Source organism: Sphingobacterium sp. E70 (assembly GCF_019285695.1).
In the GTDB taxonomy this organism is placed as follows: Bacteria; Bacteroidota; Bacteroidia; order Sphingobacteriales; family Sphingobacteriaceae; genus Sphingobacterium; species Sphingobacterium detergens.
In genome coordinates this window covers 4,704,089-4,717,967 of the sequence record NZ_CP079104.1, presented here as the reverse complement: position 1 = coordinate 4,717,967, position 13,879 = coordinate 4,704,089, and the positions used below count along the sequence as shown (strand labels likewise).

Genomic DNA, 13,879 nt, shown 5'->3' with positions numbered 1-13,879 from the left:
GATGAAATATACCTTACTATCCATTGTAACCCTGTTACTTATGCAGGGTTGCAAAAATTCACAAACGGACGGAAAATATACATTACATGGACAAATCAAAGGTATTACCTCAGGGACAGTCAAATTACAACGTCTCGATGATGCCACCAGACAGTCAATTACGATAGATAGCACAGTGCTACAAAACGGCAAATTCCAGCTGACAGGTCCTATTGATCGGCCAGAGATGATGTCTATCAAGATCGAGCCCGGCAACTGGTCAGCCACCCTGTTTATCGAATCGGGTGAACTTCAATTCCAGGCAGATACGAGTGGATCCACCCATTATGATTATACTGCTTATGGTGATAGCAAAGGCGCCATCTTACGCAATTTCAGTTTAATCGGTTCCGAAAACCAGGACATATTTGATGCGTTTGAGAAGCATCCCAAAAGCCTTGCCGCCAAAAAGATGTTTGAACAGCTCAACAAGAAATACGAGGCCGCAGGCAAATCTGAAGAAAAAGAAGCCATCCGTGCAGAAATGGAAGCTTTTGGAGATAAACACAAAATCTGGGAACTTCACTGGATCGATAGCATCACTCAACAGCACCCATCACTCGTAGCCGGAGCCTACCTCTTGGAGCGCTATCAACTCTTTAATGAATCCATGCCGGTTGCGGAACTCGACAAACGTCTTCAAGTGTTTCAGTCTCCCGCAAAAGAATCCAATTACATCAAAAATCTTCAAGGCAAAGTGGCCGTAAAAAAGCACTGTTGCCCGGTAATCAAGCTCCAGATTTCAAAGCGCTAAAACGTGACAGTAGCGATTTCCAGCTTTCCTCACTTCGTGGCAAGTATGTCCTTCTCGATTTCTGGGCCAGCTGGTGCGCACCTTGTCGCCAAGCCATCCCCATTGGAAGGAAGCCTACAAAACATACCATGATAAGGGCTTAGAAATCGTTGGTGTCACCAATGACAGTCGCTGGCCAGACTGGTTCAAAGCACTCGATCAGGAAAAAATGCCCTGGATCCAAGTAGCCGATGATTTCCCTATCAAGAATAGTCCGGCGAGGATCGCAACCCTGTACGACATTCCGAGCTTGCCGACTTATATCCTATTAGACAAAGAAGGAAAAATTATTATACATACCACCTCTAAAGAAGAAATGGATGCCCAATTAAAAGCAGCATTCAGTACCTTATAGCTCATACGAGTATATAGACCACAGCAATATGAAAAAGAGCACATTATCATTCCTGTTTTTAGCCCTGGCCAGTCAGGCTTTTGCGCAAAAAACAAATACCGTACTGACAGGCAAGTTAGACAATCTACCTAAAGACCAATGGATCTATCTTTCTGGATTCGGAAACGGACAGAAGGACTCAGTCCAACAGACTGAAAAAGGCTTTCGGTTTGATCTGGATATCCCTGAAGGTGAAGGCGATTTTTACATTCTTCAGGTAGGCAAAATGAAAGCTTCGGGAGAGATGAACGGCGCCTTTATATTCTTAGAAAAAGGTAAGCTTAATATCAGTAGCAAAACCCTATGCTTAAAGATGCGAAATATAGTGGTGGCAAACTCGCAGATTATTACAACCTATTCCAGCAACGCTCCAAAGTAACTGGGTTAGATGCTTTATATGATCAGTTTGGTGAAGCCCGCAAGAACAAGGACCAAGATCAGATCGCTACATTACGCAAAGAGATAGACAACAAAAATGCTGAACAAGCCACGCTGGACAAGAGCTTTGTACTAAAACATAAAAACAGTCCCGCAATCGTATATCCGATGTTCTTTACTTTGCGCAATGGTGACGATCTTGCTTCCCTGGATGAGCTGTTGCAACAGGCTAGTCCACAAGCAAGAAATAATGTCCCAATCAAAGCCATCGAACATAGCATCAAAACCGATAAACTGACGGGTATCGGCCGCACAGCACTGCCTTTCACACAAGCCGATACCTTAGGAAACAAAGTTTCTCTAGCTGATTTCCAGGGTAAATATGTCCTAGTTGATTTCTGGGCCAGCTGGTGTGTGCCCTGTCGCATGGAAAATCCAAATGTAGTCAGTGCCTTCCAGCAATACAAAAAAAAAACTTCACTGTATTGGGTATTTCATTCGACTACCCTGGACAGCAAAAACGTTGGTTGGATGCAATTCATAGTGATCATCTAAACTGGCCTCAACTTTCTGACCTCAAAGGCTGGAAAAATGAAGTCGGCGTGCTTTATGATATCAAATCCATCCCCTCCAACCTTCTGATTGATCCCAATGGTGTAATCATCGCCAAAAATCTTCGCGGAGAGCATTTGGACAAGAAACTAGCAGAGCTCCTTGGTGCGCCCGTCATGGATAAAAATACCTTCGTCATTAAGGAGAAATCGAAAATCCTGCAAAAGCATCCTGGTTCAATATACGTTATACCGATGCTGCAGGGAAGAAAGTCGCTGACAGTACCCAGATTTTCAATGGTGTATTCAGTTACCTCGGCAAAGTGCAAGCCCCTACACAAGCCACAGGCTACTTCAGCGATGGAAAAAGTGGCGCGCCTCAGTCCTACGAACAATACCTACAGTTTTATATTGAACCAGGTATTCTACAGATCAGTGGTGATGCTAGTTCTCCCCAGGAGATAGTCCTATCTGGTTTAAAAACTCAGGATGAATTCAATACCTATAACAACTTGATTAAGTCCGAAATTGCTGCCTTAAAACCACTCAACGAGTCGTACAATAACAAAAACAATGAATACATCGCCTTGAAAAAACAAGGAGCTTCCGAGGAAGCCCTCAATGCTAAACTTGATGAACTTGAAAAAATCAAAGAAGACATGTCCCCTATGCAGCAAGCAATACGCGACAAACAGTTTTCCTATATCAAGAAGCATCCTAATTCAGCTGTTTCCGCTGCGCAACTTCGCTTTTTCGTTAGCAGTGTAGACCTAGCAGAACTTCAAAGCATTTACGACCAGATGGGACCTGAGATCAGAAACTCAGTCAATGGTCAGGAACTGGCGGAAGAAATTACAAAGTTGAAATCAGGTTCACCGGGAAGTACAGCCACGGATTTCACAGGAATGGACATCAACGGTAAGCCACTTAAGCTATCCGAATACCGTGGCAAATATGTATTACTGGATTTTTGGGCGAGCTGGTGTGTACCCTGTCGTAAGGGTAACCCGCACCTCTTGCAACTCTACAGTAAATACAAAAAGAGGGGTTTTGAAATTATCGGTGTCTCAGATGATGATTCCAATCCTAAAGCCTGGAAAAAGCGGTCGATCAAGATAGGATTGGTGTATGGAAGCATATCTTACGTGGCTTAAAGACAACTCCTCAAGGTGATTTTGATAAATCAGAAGACCGTTCAGAAGCCTATGGCATCCATACCTTGCCGACCAAGATCCTCATTGATCCGAATGGTGTTATCGTTGGCCGTTACGGTGGTGGTGGTGGTAGTGATGACGATCTAGACGCTAAACTGAAGACAATTTTTAAACTTTAATGCAGAAGCCGTAACGAAGATATATTCGTTGCGGCTTTTTACATTAATCAGCCAAGCAACATGTTATCGATAGTTTTCGACCAGACCGGATTATTTTTTGAAACCATAGCATTATATTTGCTAATAAAAATAGTAATTTTACGAAAATTACTAAGATATTAATCATGATTGGATTTGATAATAAGCTGAAGATCTTAGCTGATGCAGCAAAATATGATGTCAGCTGTAGCTCAAGTGGTGGAAAACGAAAAATACGCATGGCATTGGTAATGCATCAGCGAGTGGGATTTGCCATTCCTATACGGAGGATGGCCGATGTGTCTCTTTGCTGAAAATTTTAATGACCAACTATTGTATCTATGATTGTTCATTTTGTGTCAGCAGACGAAGCAATGATGTTCAACGAGCAGCATTTTCAGTGAAGGAAGTCGTTGATTTAACGATGAACTTCTATCGCCGTAATTATATCGAAGGCCTATTTTTAAGTTCCGGTATTTTTAAATCCGCGGATTATACAATGGAAAGGTTGATGCTCGTCGTAAAAAAGCTCCGCACCGAAGAAAGATTTAATGGCTATATTCATCTAAAAGCTATTCCCGGAGCCAGCGAGTCGCTATTGAAGCAGGCCGGCCTATACGTTGATAGGATGAGTGTTAATCTGGAGATCCCTACGGAGGAAGGCTTAAAACTTGTTGCGCCAGAAAAAGACCATCAATCCGTCCGCGAACCTTTGGCAATTATCAAAAATGAAATCCTTAACGTTCAGCAGCATAAAAGATTGTTAAAAAACTTCCGCTCTTTGTCCCCGCAGGCCAAAGTACACAGATGGTCATTGGGGCCACACCGGAGACAGACCTACAGATTATGCAGACCGCGCATGAATTCTACAAAGATTATAAGCTCAAGCGCGTTTACTATTCAGGTTACATCCCCATAAACGCCACTGATAGCATGCTTCCACAAATCGGCACGACTCCACCTCTCGTGCGTGAAAATAGACTTTATCAAACAGACTGGTTATTGCGGTTCTACGGGTTCTCCCATGAAATTCTAAATACCAAACATCAACAGCTTGAACTGGATATAGACCCCAAGCTCGCTTGGGCTTTACGTAATCCCCAGTTCTTTCCGATCGATATCAATACAGCGGATTACAGTTTAATTATTCGAGTTCCCGGAATTGGTAGACAGTCTGCAAAAAAAATTGTGCAAGCACGTCAATACGGAAAATTAAAGGAGTACCAGTTACGTAAGCTGGGAATCGCCTTTAACAGAGCAAAATACTTTATGATTTGCCTGGATACCGTCATCAGTGCCGGATTCCATTATCCGGAACAGATCCGAAATCTCTTCTTGGACATCAGTCCAGTACCAAATCAAACAGCATTCAAACGCAGTTAACATTATTTTGATGAACTATATTTTCGACGGGAGTTATCAGGGTATTTATGTTGCATTTTTGAAGCCTTTGAACGAAAAGAATTTGACGCTATTCCAACAACTTCACAGCAGCTGGAAAACCATATCTTTTCGCAGAAACGCCAAATCTATACAGATGAACGTAAAGCCACACGTATTCTGACCGCGATGAATAAACTTATAGGATTACAAAATACCAAGATCTTTTACCATAATTTTCTAAGCGACAGTCCATCCGAATGGACCAACGGATTCCGGCTGATCGTGGAGCTTTTCAAATCCGGAAAGATGAATATGCAGAATTATGGACGACCTGATCTGTTGCGTATACACCAGATGATAAAGAAAGTGAGCCGGGAAAGACACCGGATGAAAGCCTTTATACGCTTTGTCAAATCCGATACAGGTCTGTATACAGCTATTGTGGAACCCGATTTTAATGTCCTGCCATTGATCACTGATTTTTTTAAGAATCGCTTTACTGACCAACAGTGGTTGATCTACGATATACGACGAAATTATGGATTTTATTATGATTGCCACCGCGTAGAGGAAGTAACTAGTTGTGCTGAAAATGATTTTCAGAGTGCTAATCATTTGGAAATAGATCTGGACCCAAGGGAAAAAGAATTCCAGCATCTCTGGAAGACCTATTTTAAAAGACAACGATCGAATCCCGGAAGAATTTAAAACTTCACTTACGACATGTCCCAAGCGATATTGGAAATACTTGACCGAAAAACAATAGGTGATCATCATTTTAACTTTCGTCACCACGAGTATGCAGTTCGTCAAAGACTTTTCTGTATCGCCGCTGGCCTTCGTTTTTTTGTGCATATCAAAACAATAAAAATGAACAGAAAAGCAATTTTATCATGCGTTGTACTCTTCGCGATGATGTTAAGTAAAATGGTCTTTGCTCAGGAGCAACCTCTTATTCAGATTGGTATCAAAGGCGGAAGCAGCCTCAACAAGCTCAACACCGAGCTTGCAGACCTGATGACAAATACGCCCTTGGGCTCCATGTCGGTGGTATGGCACGTGTCAACCTTGGAAGAGCATACATTCAGGGCGAGGCACTTTTCAGCAAACGTAAAGCAGCGCTCAAACCACAGGGACAGACTGAATCCAAGCTCAAATGGAATGCGATCGATATTCCCGTGATGGTCGGTTATAAAATCTACCAGCAGCAGGACATGAACTTTCGTGTATTTGCCGGTGCAGTATATAATTATACCCTGAATGACAATCTATCCCCTTGAAGGCCATCAAAGAAGGCGTCAAACATTTCGATAAGTCCAATGTACAGTTTACAGGCGGTCTTGGGGTCGATATCCAAAGGTTCAGTATCGATGTCCGCTACGAACGTGGGTTTTCGAACCTGTCTAAATCCTTCAAATCCAAGCCACAGGCATTTTCCATTGGTGTAGGTTACTTCATATTCTAATACAACCCTTAACACATCAACCTTTGAAGGCAATCCTGTATTCGCTTTCAAAGGTTTTTGTTATATATTTGACTATTTTTGTCCCATGTTTCTCAAAAAAACTATCTCCATCGGCACCTGTTTCTCACGCTCTTCTGGCTTGTCCTCTGGTTTGCCCTGTGGATACAAGTGAAGCAGGATATGGACACAGGCAGCGCACTGATCCATAGCTCATTAGTGATGATCTGTTCCATCAGTATCTCACAGTTCCTGAGTGACAGCATCTTACCAAAAGCCATTAAGACACAAAAATGAAGCCCTTTGTTTTCAAAGCTATCTTTTTCGTCCTTATTTTAGCGTTGCTGATCAGTGTGGTGGATGTTTATTTTATTATGCATAGCCAGGTGTTATCAGAGGATGAGCGAAACACACTTTTATTTGTTCAATGCTATAAATCTATTCCTTCTTCCTTGCTGATCAATGGCACAGCCTGTGGTATCCGTTTTTATCAGGAACATGCCAATATTCAACAAGACCATAGCCAGTTGCAGCAGAACTTTCTGGAAAGCCAGCTCAAAATTTTACAGGATCAGGTCAATCCACACTTTATGTTCAATGTCTTGAACCATATCCATATCCTGATGAAAAAGAATGTTGATATGGCTGATTTCTTACTGCTAAAATTCTCAGATATCCTACGCTACCAGCTCTATGAATGCAACCAATCATTTGTGCTGCTGAGCCGTGAGCTGCAATATTTACAGAACTTTATCACGATTGAACAGATGCGTTGGGGAGACGAACTGGAGGTTGACTGCAACTGGTCACAGTCAACAGAAGATCTCCATATTGCACCACTGATGCTCATCTGTTTTGTGGAAAATGCCTTCAAACATGTGGATCGACTTCCGAACCAAAAGGCAAAATCAGCGTCAACTGCGCTGAGAAAGACGGCTATTTCCAATTTCATATCAAAAATAGCTATCAGACCTATCCCCTGCAGGCATCAACAAGACACTCTGGTATTGGCTTGGAAAATGTCAAAAAGAGGCTGGAACTGCAGTATGAAAATCAGTACAGCTTAACCATTGACAAGCAAGACGACAGTTTTTGCATCGACCTGACAATCAATCTTAACTGCTAAACGACTATGGAACAAACAAAGATGAAATGCATCATCGTGGACGATGAACCCCTGCTACGGCAGCATATTGCCGAAATGACCGAACAGGTTGATTTTCTTGAGCTCGTCGCAACTTTTCCTTCAGCCCTAGCGGCAGCCTCCAGATTGCAACAAGGCGATATTGACCTTATTTTTTTGGATATCAATATGCCTTATCTTAATGGTATTGATTTTTTGGAATCACTTGAAAATCCTCCCTGTGTATATTCATTACAGCCTATTCGGAGTATGCCCTGGAAGGATTCCGTCTTCAGGCGGTGGATTATCTCCTGAAACCTATTGTATTCCAGCGGTTTTTTCAGGCAGCAACAAAAGCCTTTCAGCAATTTGTACAGCGCAATAAATCGACACAAGAGCCTGTTGCCAATGATACCATGCTTTTTGTCCGGCAAGGTGATGCCTTCGTCAAAATTTCCTGGACAGATATCCTCTATGCCGAAAGCATGCAGAATTACACCAAGCTCCATTTTAAAGAACGGACCCTCACCATCCACCAGACCATGCTTGCATTGGAAGAGGCTTTACCGGATAGCCATTTTTTCCGTATCCACAAATCTTATCTGGTCAATGTCAATCATATTGATATTATCTCAGGTGGAAGGGTTTACATTCGGGAACAGGAATTACCCATCTCCCGTACAAAAGAGAAGAGCTTCTCCAAAACGTGGTTTTTAAGAAGCTCCTTAGCCGTTAATAGGGCATATTCCATTTAAATCCTACCGAAGTATAGAAGGTCGGTGAAAAGCGGGGATCGGCCTGCTTCTTATCCTTGAAGAAACTCTTTAAGGACCGGTCGTTTTCAACATACATCCGGGCAAGTGTGCTGCCCCCGTTAGCTGCAATTTAAGATTCTTACCGAGGTTGAATTGGGGTTGCAGACCGGCCGTTAACAACATAAATCCGCCGAGTGTAGACTTCCCATTCTTTTCACGTTCAGCCGTCATACCATCCAGGTTGACTACTGCGCGAAGATCCATAAACTTGTTGACCTGGTAAGCTGCGGCAAGCCCCTGAGGGAAATTCACATTGAACTTAACCTTACCATTAGTCTTCCAGTCAAAATACAGTCCCGGCAGAATCATCGGTACACCAAAGCTATTGCTCAATACCGGACCAAATCCAAAGGCAAGATTCGGCTTAAACCGTTTGATAAAAAGAACTCCCCCTGCCCCAGGACATCCTTGCCATTGACTTTGACCAGATCCGAATAGATACCGACCGAGGCAAAAGTCAATAGCGACCAGTTTTTCTTTAAAGAAGTCAAGTATTGCAGTCCGATTTCGGCATTCAACATTTCAGTCGGAAAAAGCTGTTGTTCATAATCGCGATTTTGCATCTTTGCGTAAGCAGCCCCATTTTCCATGACCAGCGTTTGATATTGCCCAAGGAATCAACTTTGGTCGACAAAGGTATTTCAAGATTAAATTGTATCCTTTTGAAATCACTTTTAGAACCAGTCTTTACGCTATCTTCTGGTCGGATATAGTTTGACAGTGGGACATAATCGACAATTACCTGTCCGGATACTGCATTTTGAGCATGTGCTGTCAGCGTCGCTAAGCTGCTGAACAAGATGGCACATAGAATTTGTTTCTTCATGTTTTTTTCTGCAAAGGAAGGCCTCGATCCCCAGAAGCGGTAAACATTTTGACGTACCGCTGCTTTCCATTGACCAAATGCAAAGCTATTGCGATCTCAAAAAAGCAGAAGCCTTTTTCGGATCATAAAAGGTTGTTTACGGATTGTAAACAATTCTATTTTCTTAGTCATCCATGGTCTATTGGTACTATCCATCCAGATTTAAAATTGATAACCATTCAGTTTAGAGGATGAACTGTTATCTTCTTTTTACATTAGCAAGGAGACCACCAATGTATAGATTGCGCTTTACCATCTTTAAAGTACATTTTGATATGGCCATCCAAAATCCCTTCGTTGTCTTGCAGCAATGTGATTAGCCACAATTTCCCCGCTTTATCCATTTCCTGCCGTTCACGCACAGCTGTTGGGAAAAGCCGTTTCATATCTTGCATCGTTGTATTGGCATCTATCCGTATCCCATTGTAAGTAATGAAATTTCCATTCAAAAACCAGAATTCTTCTACTGCCACCCTATCTCCACTGGTTTCAAAGCGTGAACCACTTTTATATAGGTATTTATCATCTGGAGCTTCGGTATCAAAAATGGTGACGCAGGGAGATTCATCTTTCAGCAACCGTATACTATCGGGCCGACCGAAAACTTTTTCAAAATCACTTCGGGTAAAAAACCTATCCAGCTTACCGTTAAACTTGATATCTTCATCTAACATGACATCCCATAATGTATGCCCCTTGCTCGATTTGGTCATGGCTGTTGTGGAACTGCATAACTTGGAAAGATCATGTTCTTGCGCAATACGCCTGTCATATCGCAAGATTAGGGATTATCGGGGTCGTTTGTTATATCTAAAAGTTGTCCGGTTTTCTGATGAAATTCCAACCAGCCCACGGCGTGTTCTACCAATCTTTTTCTAATGGGTTTTCCGAAATATCATTAATGACATACAACTTGATCGTCAGCTTTTCAGGGCCTAGGTAAGCCACTGCGGCCTGAACAAGCGTATCACCAAATTGACTAAATGCGATTGCATTGCTTGACTTCACCAATTGCGTTACAACTTGTTCACAAGAAACAGTATTATTTTTCGAACGATAATTTTCGCATCAACAGTATCGGTTTTCTGCTGTGCCTTGTTGGTCGACTGTCCCTGGCATGAAAAAAAAGGACTAATACAAAAAAGACAGCTATTCTTGACATATTATTTAGTTCGTTTTGGACAGGGCATCTATTTCCCTGCGGATCTTTATTTCTATTTGGTCGTACGTTTAAAAATTCTTGTTTCGACAGTTCCTGTTTTCACCATATTTCCTGTTTCATCCCATATAATCGATTTTGCCCTTACATTCAATTTCCCTTTATAACCTCCATTTCCAGCGCGTCATTAAGGCCCTGCTTGGCTGGGATAAACAAGACCTTTCCTTTTAATTGGGCCCGAAAAATTCTTGGCGGAGCCTCACCGCTGCCAATGTCTTTAAAACTTGCATAATCCTTACCCGGTTCAAACCAGATCACCACAGTATTGGTCTGGAATCGGGTCTCATATCCCCAGGTACCCGTAAAAGTAGATTTTATACGATCGGGAATTTCGGTGGTCTGTGCCCCGAACGGCCGATAAAAAGAATGAATATAATCCATAAAATAGGTCTCATCTATCGTTAATGGCTAAATTAAATTTGTTTACGCAGGTATTTTTAGCATAAGATCAACCCTGAAGCCAATTTCGGCTTATGTATAATCTTATCGTAGAATACCATTTTGGCGCCCTAATCAAAGTAACCTCAACAATTTTATTGCCAAAAAGTGTGCAATGCAAATTATTGAATATCAATCATACCAACCCCCATTCGATGCGTTTACGCACAAATTCGCCAACACTTTTGGTTTCCGTTTTCTGAACAGATTTTTCTGGTGAGTACGCACCCTGTCAGGGGAGATAAAAAGCTTTTTTGCAATCTGTGGACTGGAGTTTCCTTTAGCCACCAAAGCCAGGATTTCCATATCACGCTTGGTCAATAGTGGAATAGCACATTTCGACTCTCGATAAACAAATGGAACCGCCCATATTTGGATATTTAAAATTATTATCGTAATATTGCGATATAATAAGACAAGATGGGACTTACAAAGACAGAAATTTTCGCTGATGAACAGAATAAACTGGCTGTAGCATTTAAGGTTTTAGGACACCCCGCACGTATAGCTATCCTTCAATATATTATTGACAAGAAAGCATGCATCTGTAATGATCTGGTTGATGAACTAGGGCTAGCACAGGCAACTATTTCCCAACACCTTAAGGAATTAAAAAATACAGGAATAATACAGGGGACAATTGAGGGAAAATCTGTTTGTTACTGCATTAATGAAGCAGTCTGGAAACAAATGCAACAGGAGTTCAACGCATTTTTCAATCAGGACGTAAACATTTCAAGTTGCTGTAAGTAACTTTTTTTGAGTGAATACATCGTAATATTGCAATATATAGTTTTTAATAAATAATAAAATTAGTCTTTTATGAAATTATCAGAAATCAAAGAAATTTTAGCAACATTGGATCATGTTGATTTTCAGTTGGAAAATGGCACATTTGTTCCTGAACACTTCCATGTCACCGAAGTAGGTCAGATCACAAAAATTTCATTGACTGTGGTGGTGTTATCCGTCAGGAGAAAGTGGTCAACTTCCAGCTCTGGAATGCGGATGATTATGAGCACCGTCTAAAACCGGGCAAACTATTACATATCATCAATTTGTCTGAAGAGAAATTGGGTATCGAAGATGGGGAAATTGAAGTGGAATACCAGAGCGGTACGATCGGCAAATACGATCTTGACTTCAATGGTAAAACCTTTGTCCTGAAAAACAAGACCACAGCCTGCCTTGCCCAGGACGCTTGTGGTGTACCATCAGAAAAGTTGAAAATAAATCTTTCTGCGTTGCCAGTTAGCGGATCCTCTTGCTGTACGCCAGGTTCAGGCTGTTGTTAATCATTTAAATTCCTCCGCAGCATGTATCAGAAAATAAAAGAAATCATCAGCACAATTATCAGCAGACAGCACTTGTCTGAGGAGCGTAGGGCAGCATTGAATCCCTTGATTCAATTTATTCAGGACAAGGTTGATCGTGGACAGCCGATCAACCTCAATTTCATCTGTACCCACAATTCCCGTAGAAGTCATTTATCTCAGCTTTGGGCGCAGGTGGCGGCATCCTTCCATCATATTCCAGCGGTCAACTGCTACTCAGGAGGTACGGAAGAGACCGCTTTATTTCCTAAGATTGCAGAAACATTGGTTTCACAGGGGTTTGGGGTTTTTAAGATCGCTGACACAGATAATCCGATCTATGCAATAAAATATGGCGACAATGACCCAGCGGTTATTGGCTTTTCAAAAAATACGACAGTCCGTTCAACCCAATCTCTGGCTTTGCTGCAATCATGACCTGCTCGCAGGCAGATGACGGATGCCCTTTTATTCCCGGTGCTGAAAAAAAAGGATACCGATTACTTTTGAAGATCCCAAGATTTCAGATGGTACACCCGAGCAGACAGCAGTGTATACAGAACGTAGTTTAGAAATTGCGGCCGAAATGTGTTATGTCTTTTCAAATATTAAAATTTAACCCATGCAATCGAAATTAAAATTTCTTGACCGTTACCTCACCTTATGGATTTTTCTAGCCATGGTTCTTGGTATTTCTTTGGGTAATTTTTTTCCCACTTCTGCACGATGGATCAATAGCTATAGCAGTGGAACAACAAATATTCCGCTTGCCGTCGGGTTGATTCTCATGATGTACCCGCCATTGGCCAAGGTACGTTATGCGCAGATTGGAAAGGTTTTCCGAAACCTAAAAGTCCTTGGCACCTCCCTGGTCCTCAATTGGATAATAGGACCGGTTTTAATGTTTGTATTGGCACTTTTATTTCTGAACGGATATCCTGAATATATGACCGGATTAATTGCGTTGAACAGTATCTTCCAGGTCTTACTCTATAGTTTATATGCATACTTTTTTATTACTGTTTTACCCCACTTTTTGGTGTGACCGGACTTTCCGTGAACATTTCCATTGCTGAAATCGCAAAAAGCGTTGCTATTTACCTGGGAATACCCTTTCTCGCCGGAGTTCTGACTAGATATGGACTGATCGCCTTAAAAGGTGAAAATTGGTTTCAGAACCGTTTTATACCCTTGGTCTCCCCGATTACTTTGATAGCGTTGCTCTTTACCATTGTGGTGATGTTTAGTCTCAAAGGCGAGATGATCTTACAGTTACCTTTGGATGTATTGCGTATAGCTGTCCCATTGCTGATTTATTTTGCATTGATGTTCACAATCAGTTTTTTTGCTGGCAAAAGGGTCGGTGCCGATTACTCACAAAGTACAGCCATTGCTTTTACGGCTGCAGGCAATAATTTTGAATTGGCTATTGCAGTCGCAATTGGCGTATTCGGCATCAATAGCGGGCAGGCTTTTGTCGGAGTGATTGGTCCACTAGTCGAGGTTCCCGCATTGATAGCACTGGTCAACCTCGCATTTTGGTTCCGAAAAAAATACGTTATAAAAGAACTTTCTACTCAAGTATAACTTTATAAGAAATTCCAAGCCATGTCAAAAACATGGCTTTTTTAAGGTATACTAAAAGGATATACACTTGGCATATAAAGTTTTCTTAGCTACATGTTCCCCCCTCAGTCGCTTACAAAGAAGTATTTTCAAAAATTCCACTTGTGCAAAGACATTGCCTAGCCTCCC

Annotated in this window: 18 protein-coding genes and 7 pseudogenes; 20 read left to right on the top strand and 5 right to left on the bottom strand. The window is 41.8% G+C overall.

From position 1 onward, the window contains the following. Position 1 precedes the first annotated feature (1 nt). The 16 genes and pseudogenes from KUH03_RS33575 to KUH03_RS33515 all read left to right on the top strand — a co-directional run bounded on the left by KUH03_RS33575 (position 2) and on the right by KUH03_RS33515 (position 8,229). The gene (locus KUH03_RS33575; RefSeq protein WP_257088657.1) at positions 2-793 is read left to right on the top strand and encodes a DUF4369 domain-containing protein; all 792 of its coding nucleotides are present in this window, start codon (positions 2-4) and stop codon (positions 791-793) included. Further along, positions 757-936, top strand: coding sequence for a TlpA family protein disulfide reductase (locus KUH03_RS49585; protein ID WP_373564538.1), 180 nt, complete (start codon positions 757-759; stop codon positions 934-936). Before KUH03_RS33575 ends, KUH03_RS49585 begins: the two co-directional genes overlap by 37 nt. Further along, complete coding sequence (locus KUH03_RS33570; RefSeq protein ID WP_257088656.1) at positions 867-1,187, top strand: thioredoxin-like domain-containing protein; 321 nt, start codon at positions 867-869, stop codon at positions 1,185-1,187. The genes KUH03_RS49585 and KUH03_RS33570 overlap by 70 nt, the downstream gene beginning before the upstream one ends. 28 nt (positions 1,188-1,215) lie before the next feature. Beyond that, the gene (locus KUH03_RS33565) at positions 1,216-1,605 is read left to right on the top strand and encodes a DUF4369 domain-containing protein (RefSeq protein ID WP_257088655.1); all 390 of its coding nucleotides are present in this window, start codon (positions 1,216-1,218) and stop codon (positions 1,603-1,605) included. Beyond that, positions 1,530-2,209, top strand: a pseudogene (locus KUH03_RS47095) (redoxin domain-containing protein); the annotation flags it as partial. The gene KUH03_RS33565 and the pseudogene KUH03_RS47095, both read left to right, overlap by 76 nt. Before the next feature lie 155 nt (positions 2,210-2,364). Beyond that, positions 2,365-3,309, top strand: a complete 945-nt coding sequence (locus KUH03_RS33550) for a TlpA disulfide reductase family protein (protein ID WP_306429844.1) — start codon at positions 2,365-2,367, stop codon at positions 3,307-3,309. A 343-nt stretch (positions 3,310-3,652) separates the two neighbouring features. Further along, positions 3,653-3,820 (top strand): hypothetical protein, encoded by a 168-nt coding sequence (locus tag KUH03_RS49580; RefSeq protein WP_373564537.1) that lies wholly within the window; start codon positions 3,653-3,655, stop codon positions 3,818-3,820. A gap of 8 nt (positions 3,821-3,828) precedes the next feature. Beyond that, the gene (locus KUH03_RS49575; protein WP_373564874.1) at positions 3,829-4,425 is read left to right on the top strand and encodes a radical SAM protein; all 597 of its coding nucleotides are present in this window, start codon (positions 3,829-3,831) and stop codon (positions 4,423-4,425) included. After that, entirely contained in the window at positions 4,314-4,889 is a 576-nt protein-coding gene (locus KUH03_RS49570) for a helix-hairpin-helix domain-containing protein (RefSeq protein WP_373564536.1), read from the top strand. Before KUH03_RS49575 ends, KUH03_RS49570 begins: the two co-directional genes overlap by 112 nt. Before the next feature lie 33 nt (positions 4,890-4,922). Continuing rightward, positions 4,923-5,597: pseudogene (locus KUH03_RS33540) on the top strand (TIGR03915 family putative DNA repair protein); the annotation flags it as partial. Positions 5,598-5,917: 320 nt separating this feature from the next. Then, positions 5,918-6,169, top strand: a pseudogene (locus KUH03_RS33535) (outer membrane beta-barrel protein); the annotation flags it as partial. Continuing rightward, positions 6,166-6,354, top strand: a complete 189-nt coding sequence (locus KUH03_RS33530) for a hypothetical protein (protein WP_257088654.1) — start codon at positions 6,166-6,168, stop codon at positions 6,352-6,354. The pseudogene KUH03_RS33535 and the gene KUH03_RS33530, both read left to right, overlap by 4 nt. A 290-nt stretch (positions 6,355-6,644) precedes the next feature. Further along, positions 6,645-7,127, top strand: a pseudogene (locus KUH03_RS49565) (histidine kinase); the annotation flags it as partial. Positions 7,128-7,147: 20 nt separating this feature from the next. After that, entirely contained in the window at positions 7,148-7,477 is a 330-nt protein-coding gene (locus KUH03_RS49560; protein ID WP_373564873.1) for a GHKL domain-containing protein, read from the top strand. A 21-nt stretch (positions 7,478-7,498) separates the two neighbouring features. Beyond that, entirely contained in the window at positions 7,499-7,789 is a 291-nt protein-coding gene (locus KUH03_RS33520) for a LytTR family DNA-binding domain-containing protein (protein WP_257088652.1), read from the top strand. Next, positions 7,774-8,229, top strand: coding sequence for a LytTR family DNA-binding domain-containing protein (locus KUH03_RS33515; RefSeq protein WP_257088651.1), 456 nt, complete (start codon positions 7,774-7,776; stop codon positions 8,227-8,229). The genes KUH03_RS33520 and KUH03_RS33515 overlap by 16 nt, the downstream gene beginning before the upstream one ends. Here KUH03_RS33515 and KUH03_RS49555 read toward each other — a convergent pair. The 5 genes and pseudogenes from KUH03_RS49555 to KUH03_RS49550 form a co-directional block, all read right to left on the bottom strand. After that, positions 8,207-9,115: pseudogene (locus KUH03_RS49555) on the bottom strand (DUF6268 family outer membrane beta-barrel protein). The gene KUH03_RS33515 and the pseudogene KUH03_RS49555 sit on opposite strands and share 23 nt — an antisense overlap. Positions 9,116-9,369: 254 nt before the next feature. Further along, complete coding sequence (locus tag KUH03_RS33495; protein WP_257088643.1) at positions 9,370-9,867, bottom strand: hypothetical protein; 498 nt, start codon at positions 9,865-9,867, stop codon at positions 9,370-9,372. Between the two features lie 148 nt (positions 9,868-10,015). Beyond that, on the bottom strand, positions 10,016-10,162 hold the full coding sequence (locus KUH03_RS33490) for a hypothetical protein (RefSeq protein ID WP_257088641.1): 147 nt from the start codon (positions 10,160-10,162) through the stop codon (positions 10,016-10,018). A gap of 301 nt (positions 10,163-10,463) precedes the next feature. Beyond that, entirely contained in the window at positions 10,464-10,754 is a 291-nt protein-coding gene (locus tag KUH03_RS33485) for a hypothetical protein (RefSeq protein WP_257088639.1), read from the bottom strand. Positions 10,755-10,943: 189 nt separating this feature from the next. Next, on the bottom strand, positions 10,944-11,132 hold the full coding sequence (locus KUH03_RS49550; RefSeq protein WP_373564535.1) for a response regulator transcription factor: 189 nt from the start codon (positions 11,130-11,132) through the stop codon (positions 10,944-10,946). Positions 11,133-11,231: 99 nt separating this feature from the next. On the opposite strand from KUH03_RS49550, the gene KUH03_RS33480 reads away from it, so the two are divergent. The 4 genes and pseudogenes from KUH03_RS33480 (at position 11,232) to KUH03_RS33465 (ending at position 13,711) form a co-directional block, all read left to right on the top strand. Then, positions 11,232-11,564: a helix-turn-helix transcriptional regulator gene (locus KUH03_RS33480; protein WP_120258636.1), complete on the top strand. Its 333-nt coding sequence runs from the start codon at positions 11,232-11,234 to the stop codon at positions 11,562-11,564. 69 nt (positions 11,565-11,633) lie between these two features. Next, positions 11,634-12,106: pseudogene (locus KUH03_RS33475) on the top strand (DUF6428 family protein). Positions 12,107-12,127: 21 nt separating this feature from the next. Then, a complete protein-coding gene (locus KUH03_RS33470; protein WP_257088637.1) occupies positions 12,128-12,562 on the top strand; it encodes a protein tyrosine phosphatase in 435 nt (144 codons plus the stop codon). A gap of 184 nt (positions 12,563-12,746) precedes the next feature. After that, a pseudogene (locus KUH03_RS33465) lies at positions 12,747-13,711 on the top strand (arsenic resistance protein). Positions 13,712-13,879: the final 168 nt, after the last annotated feature.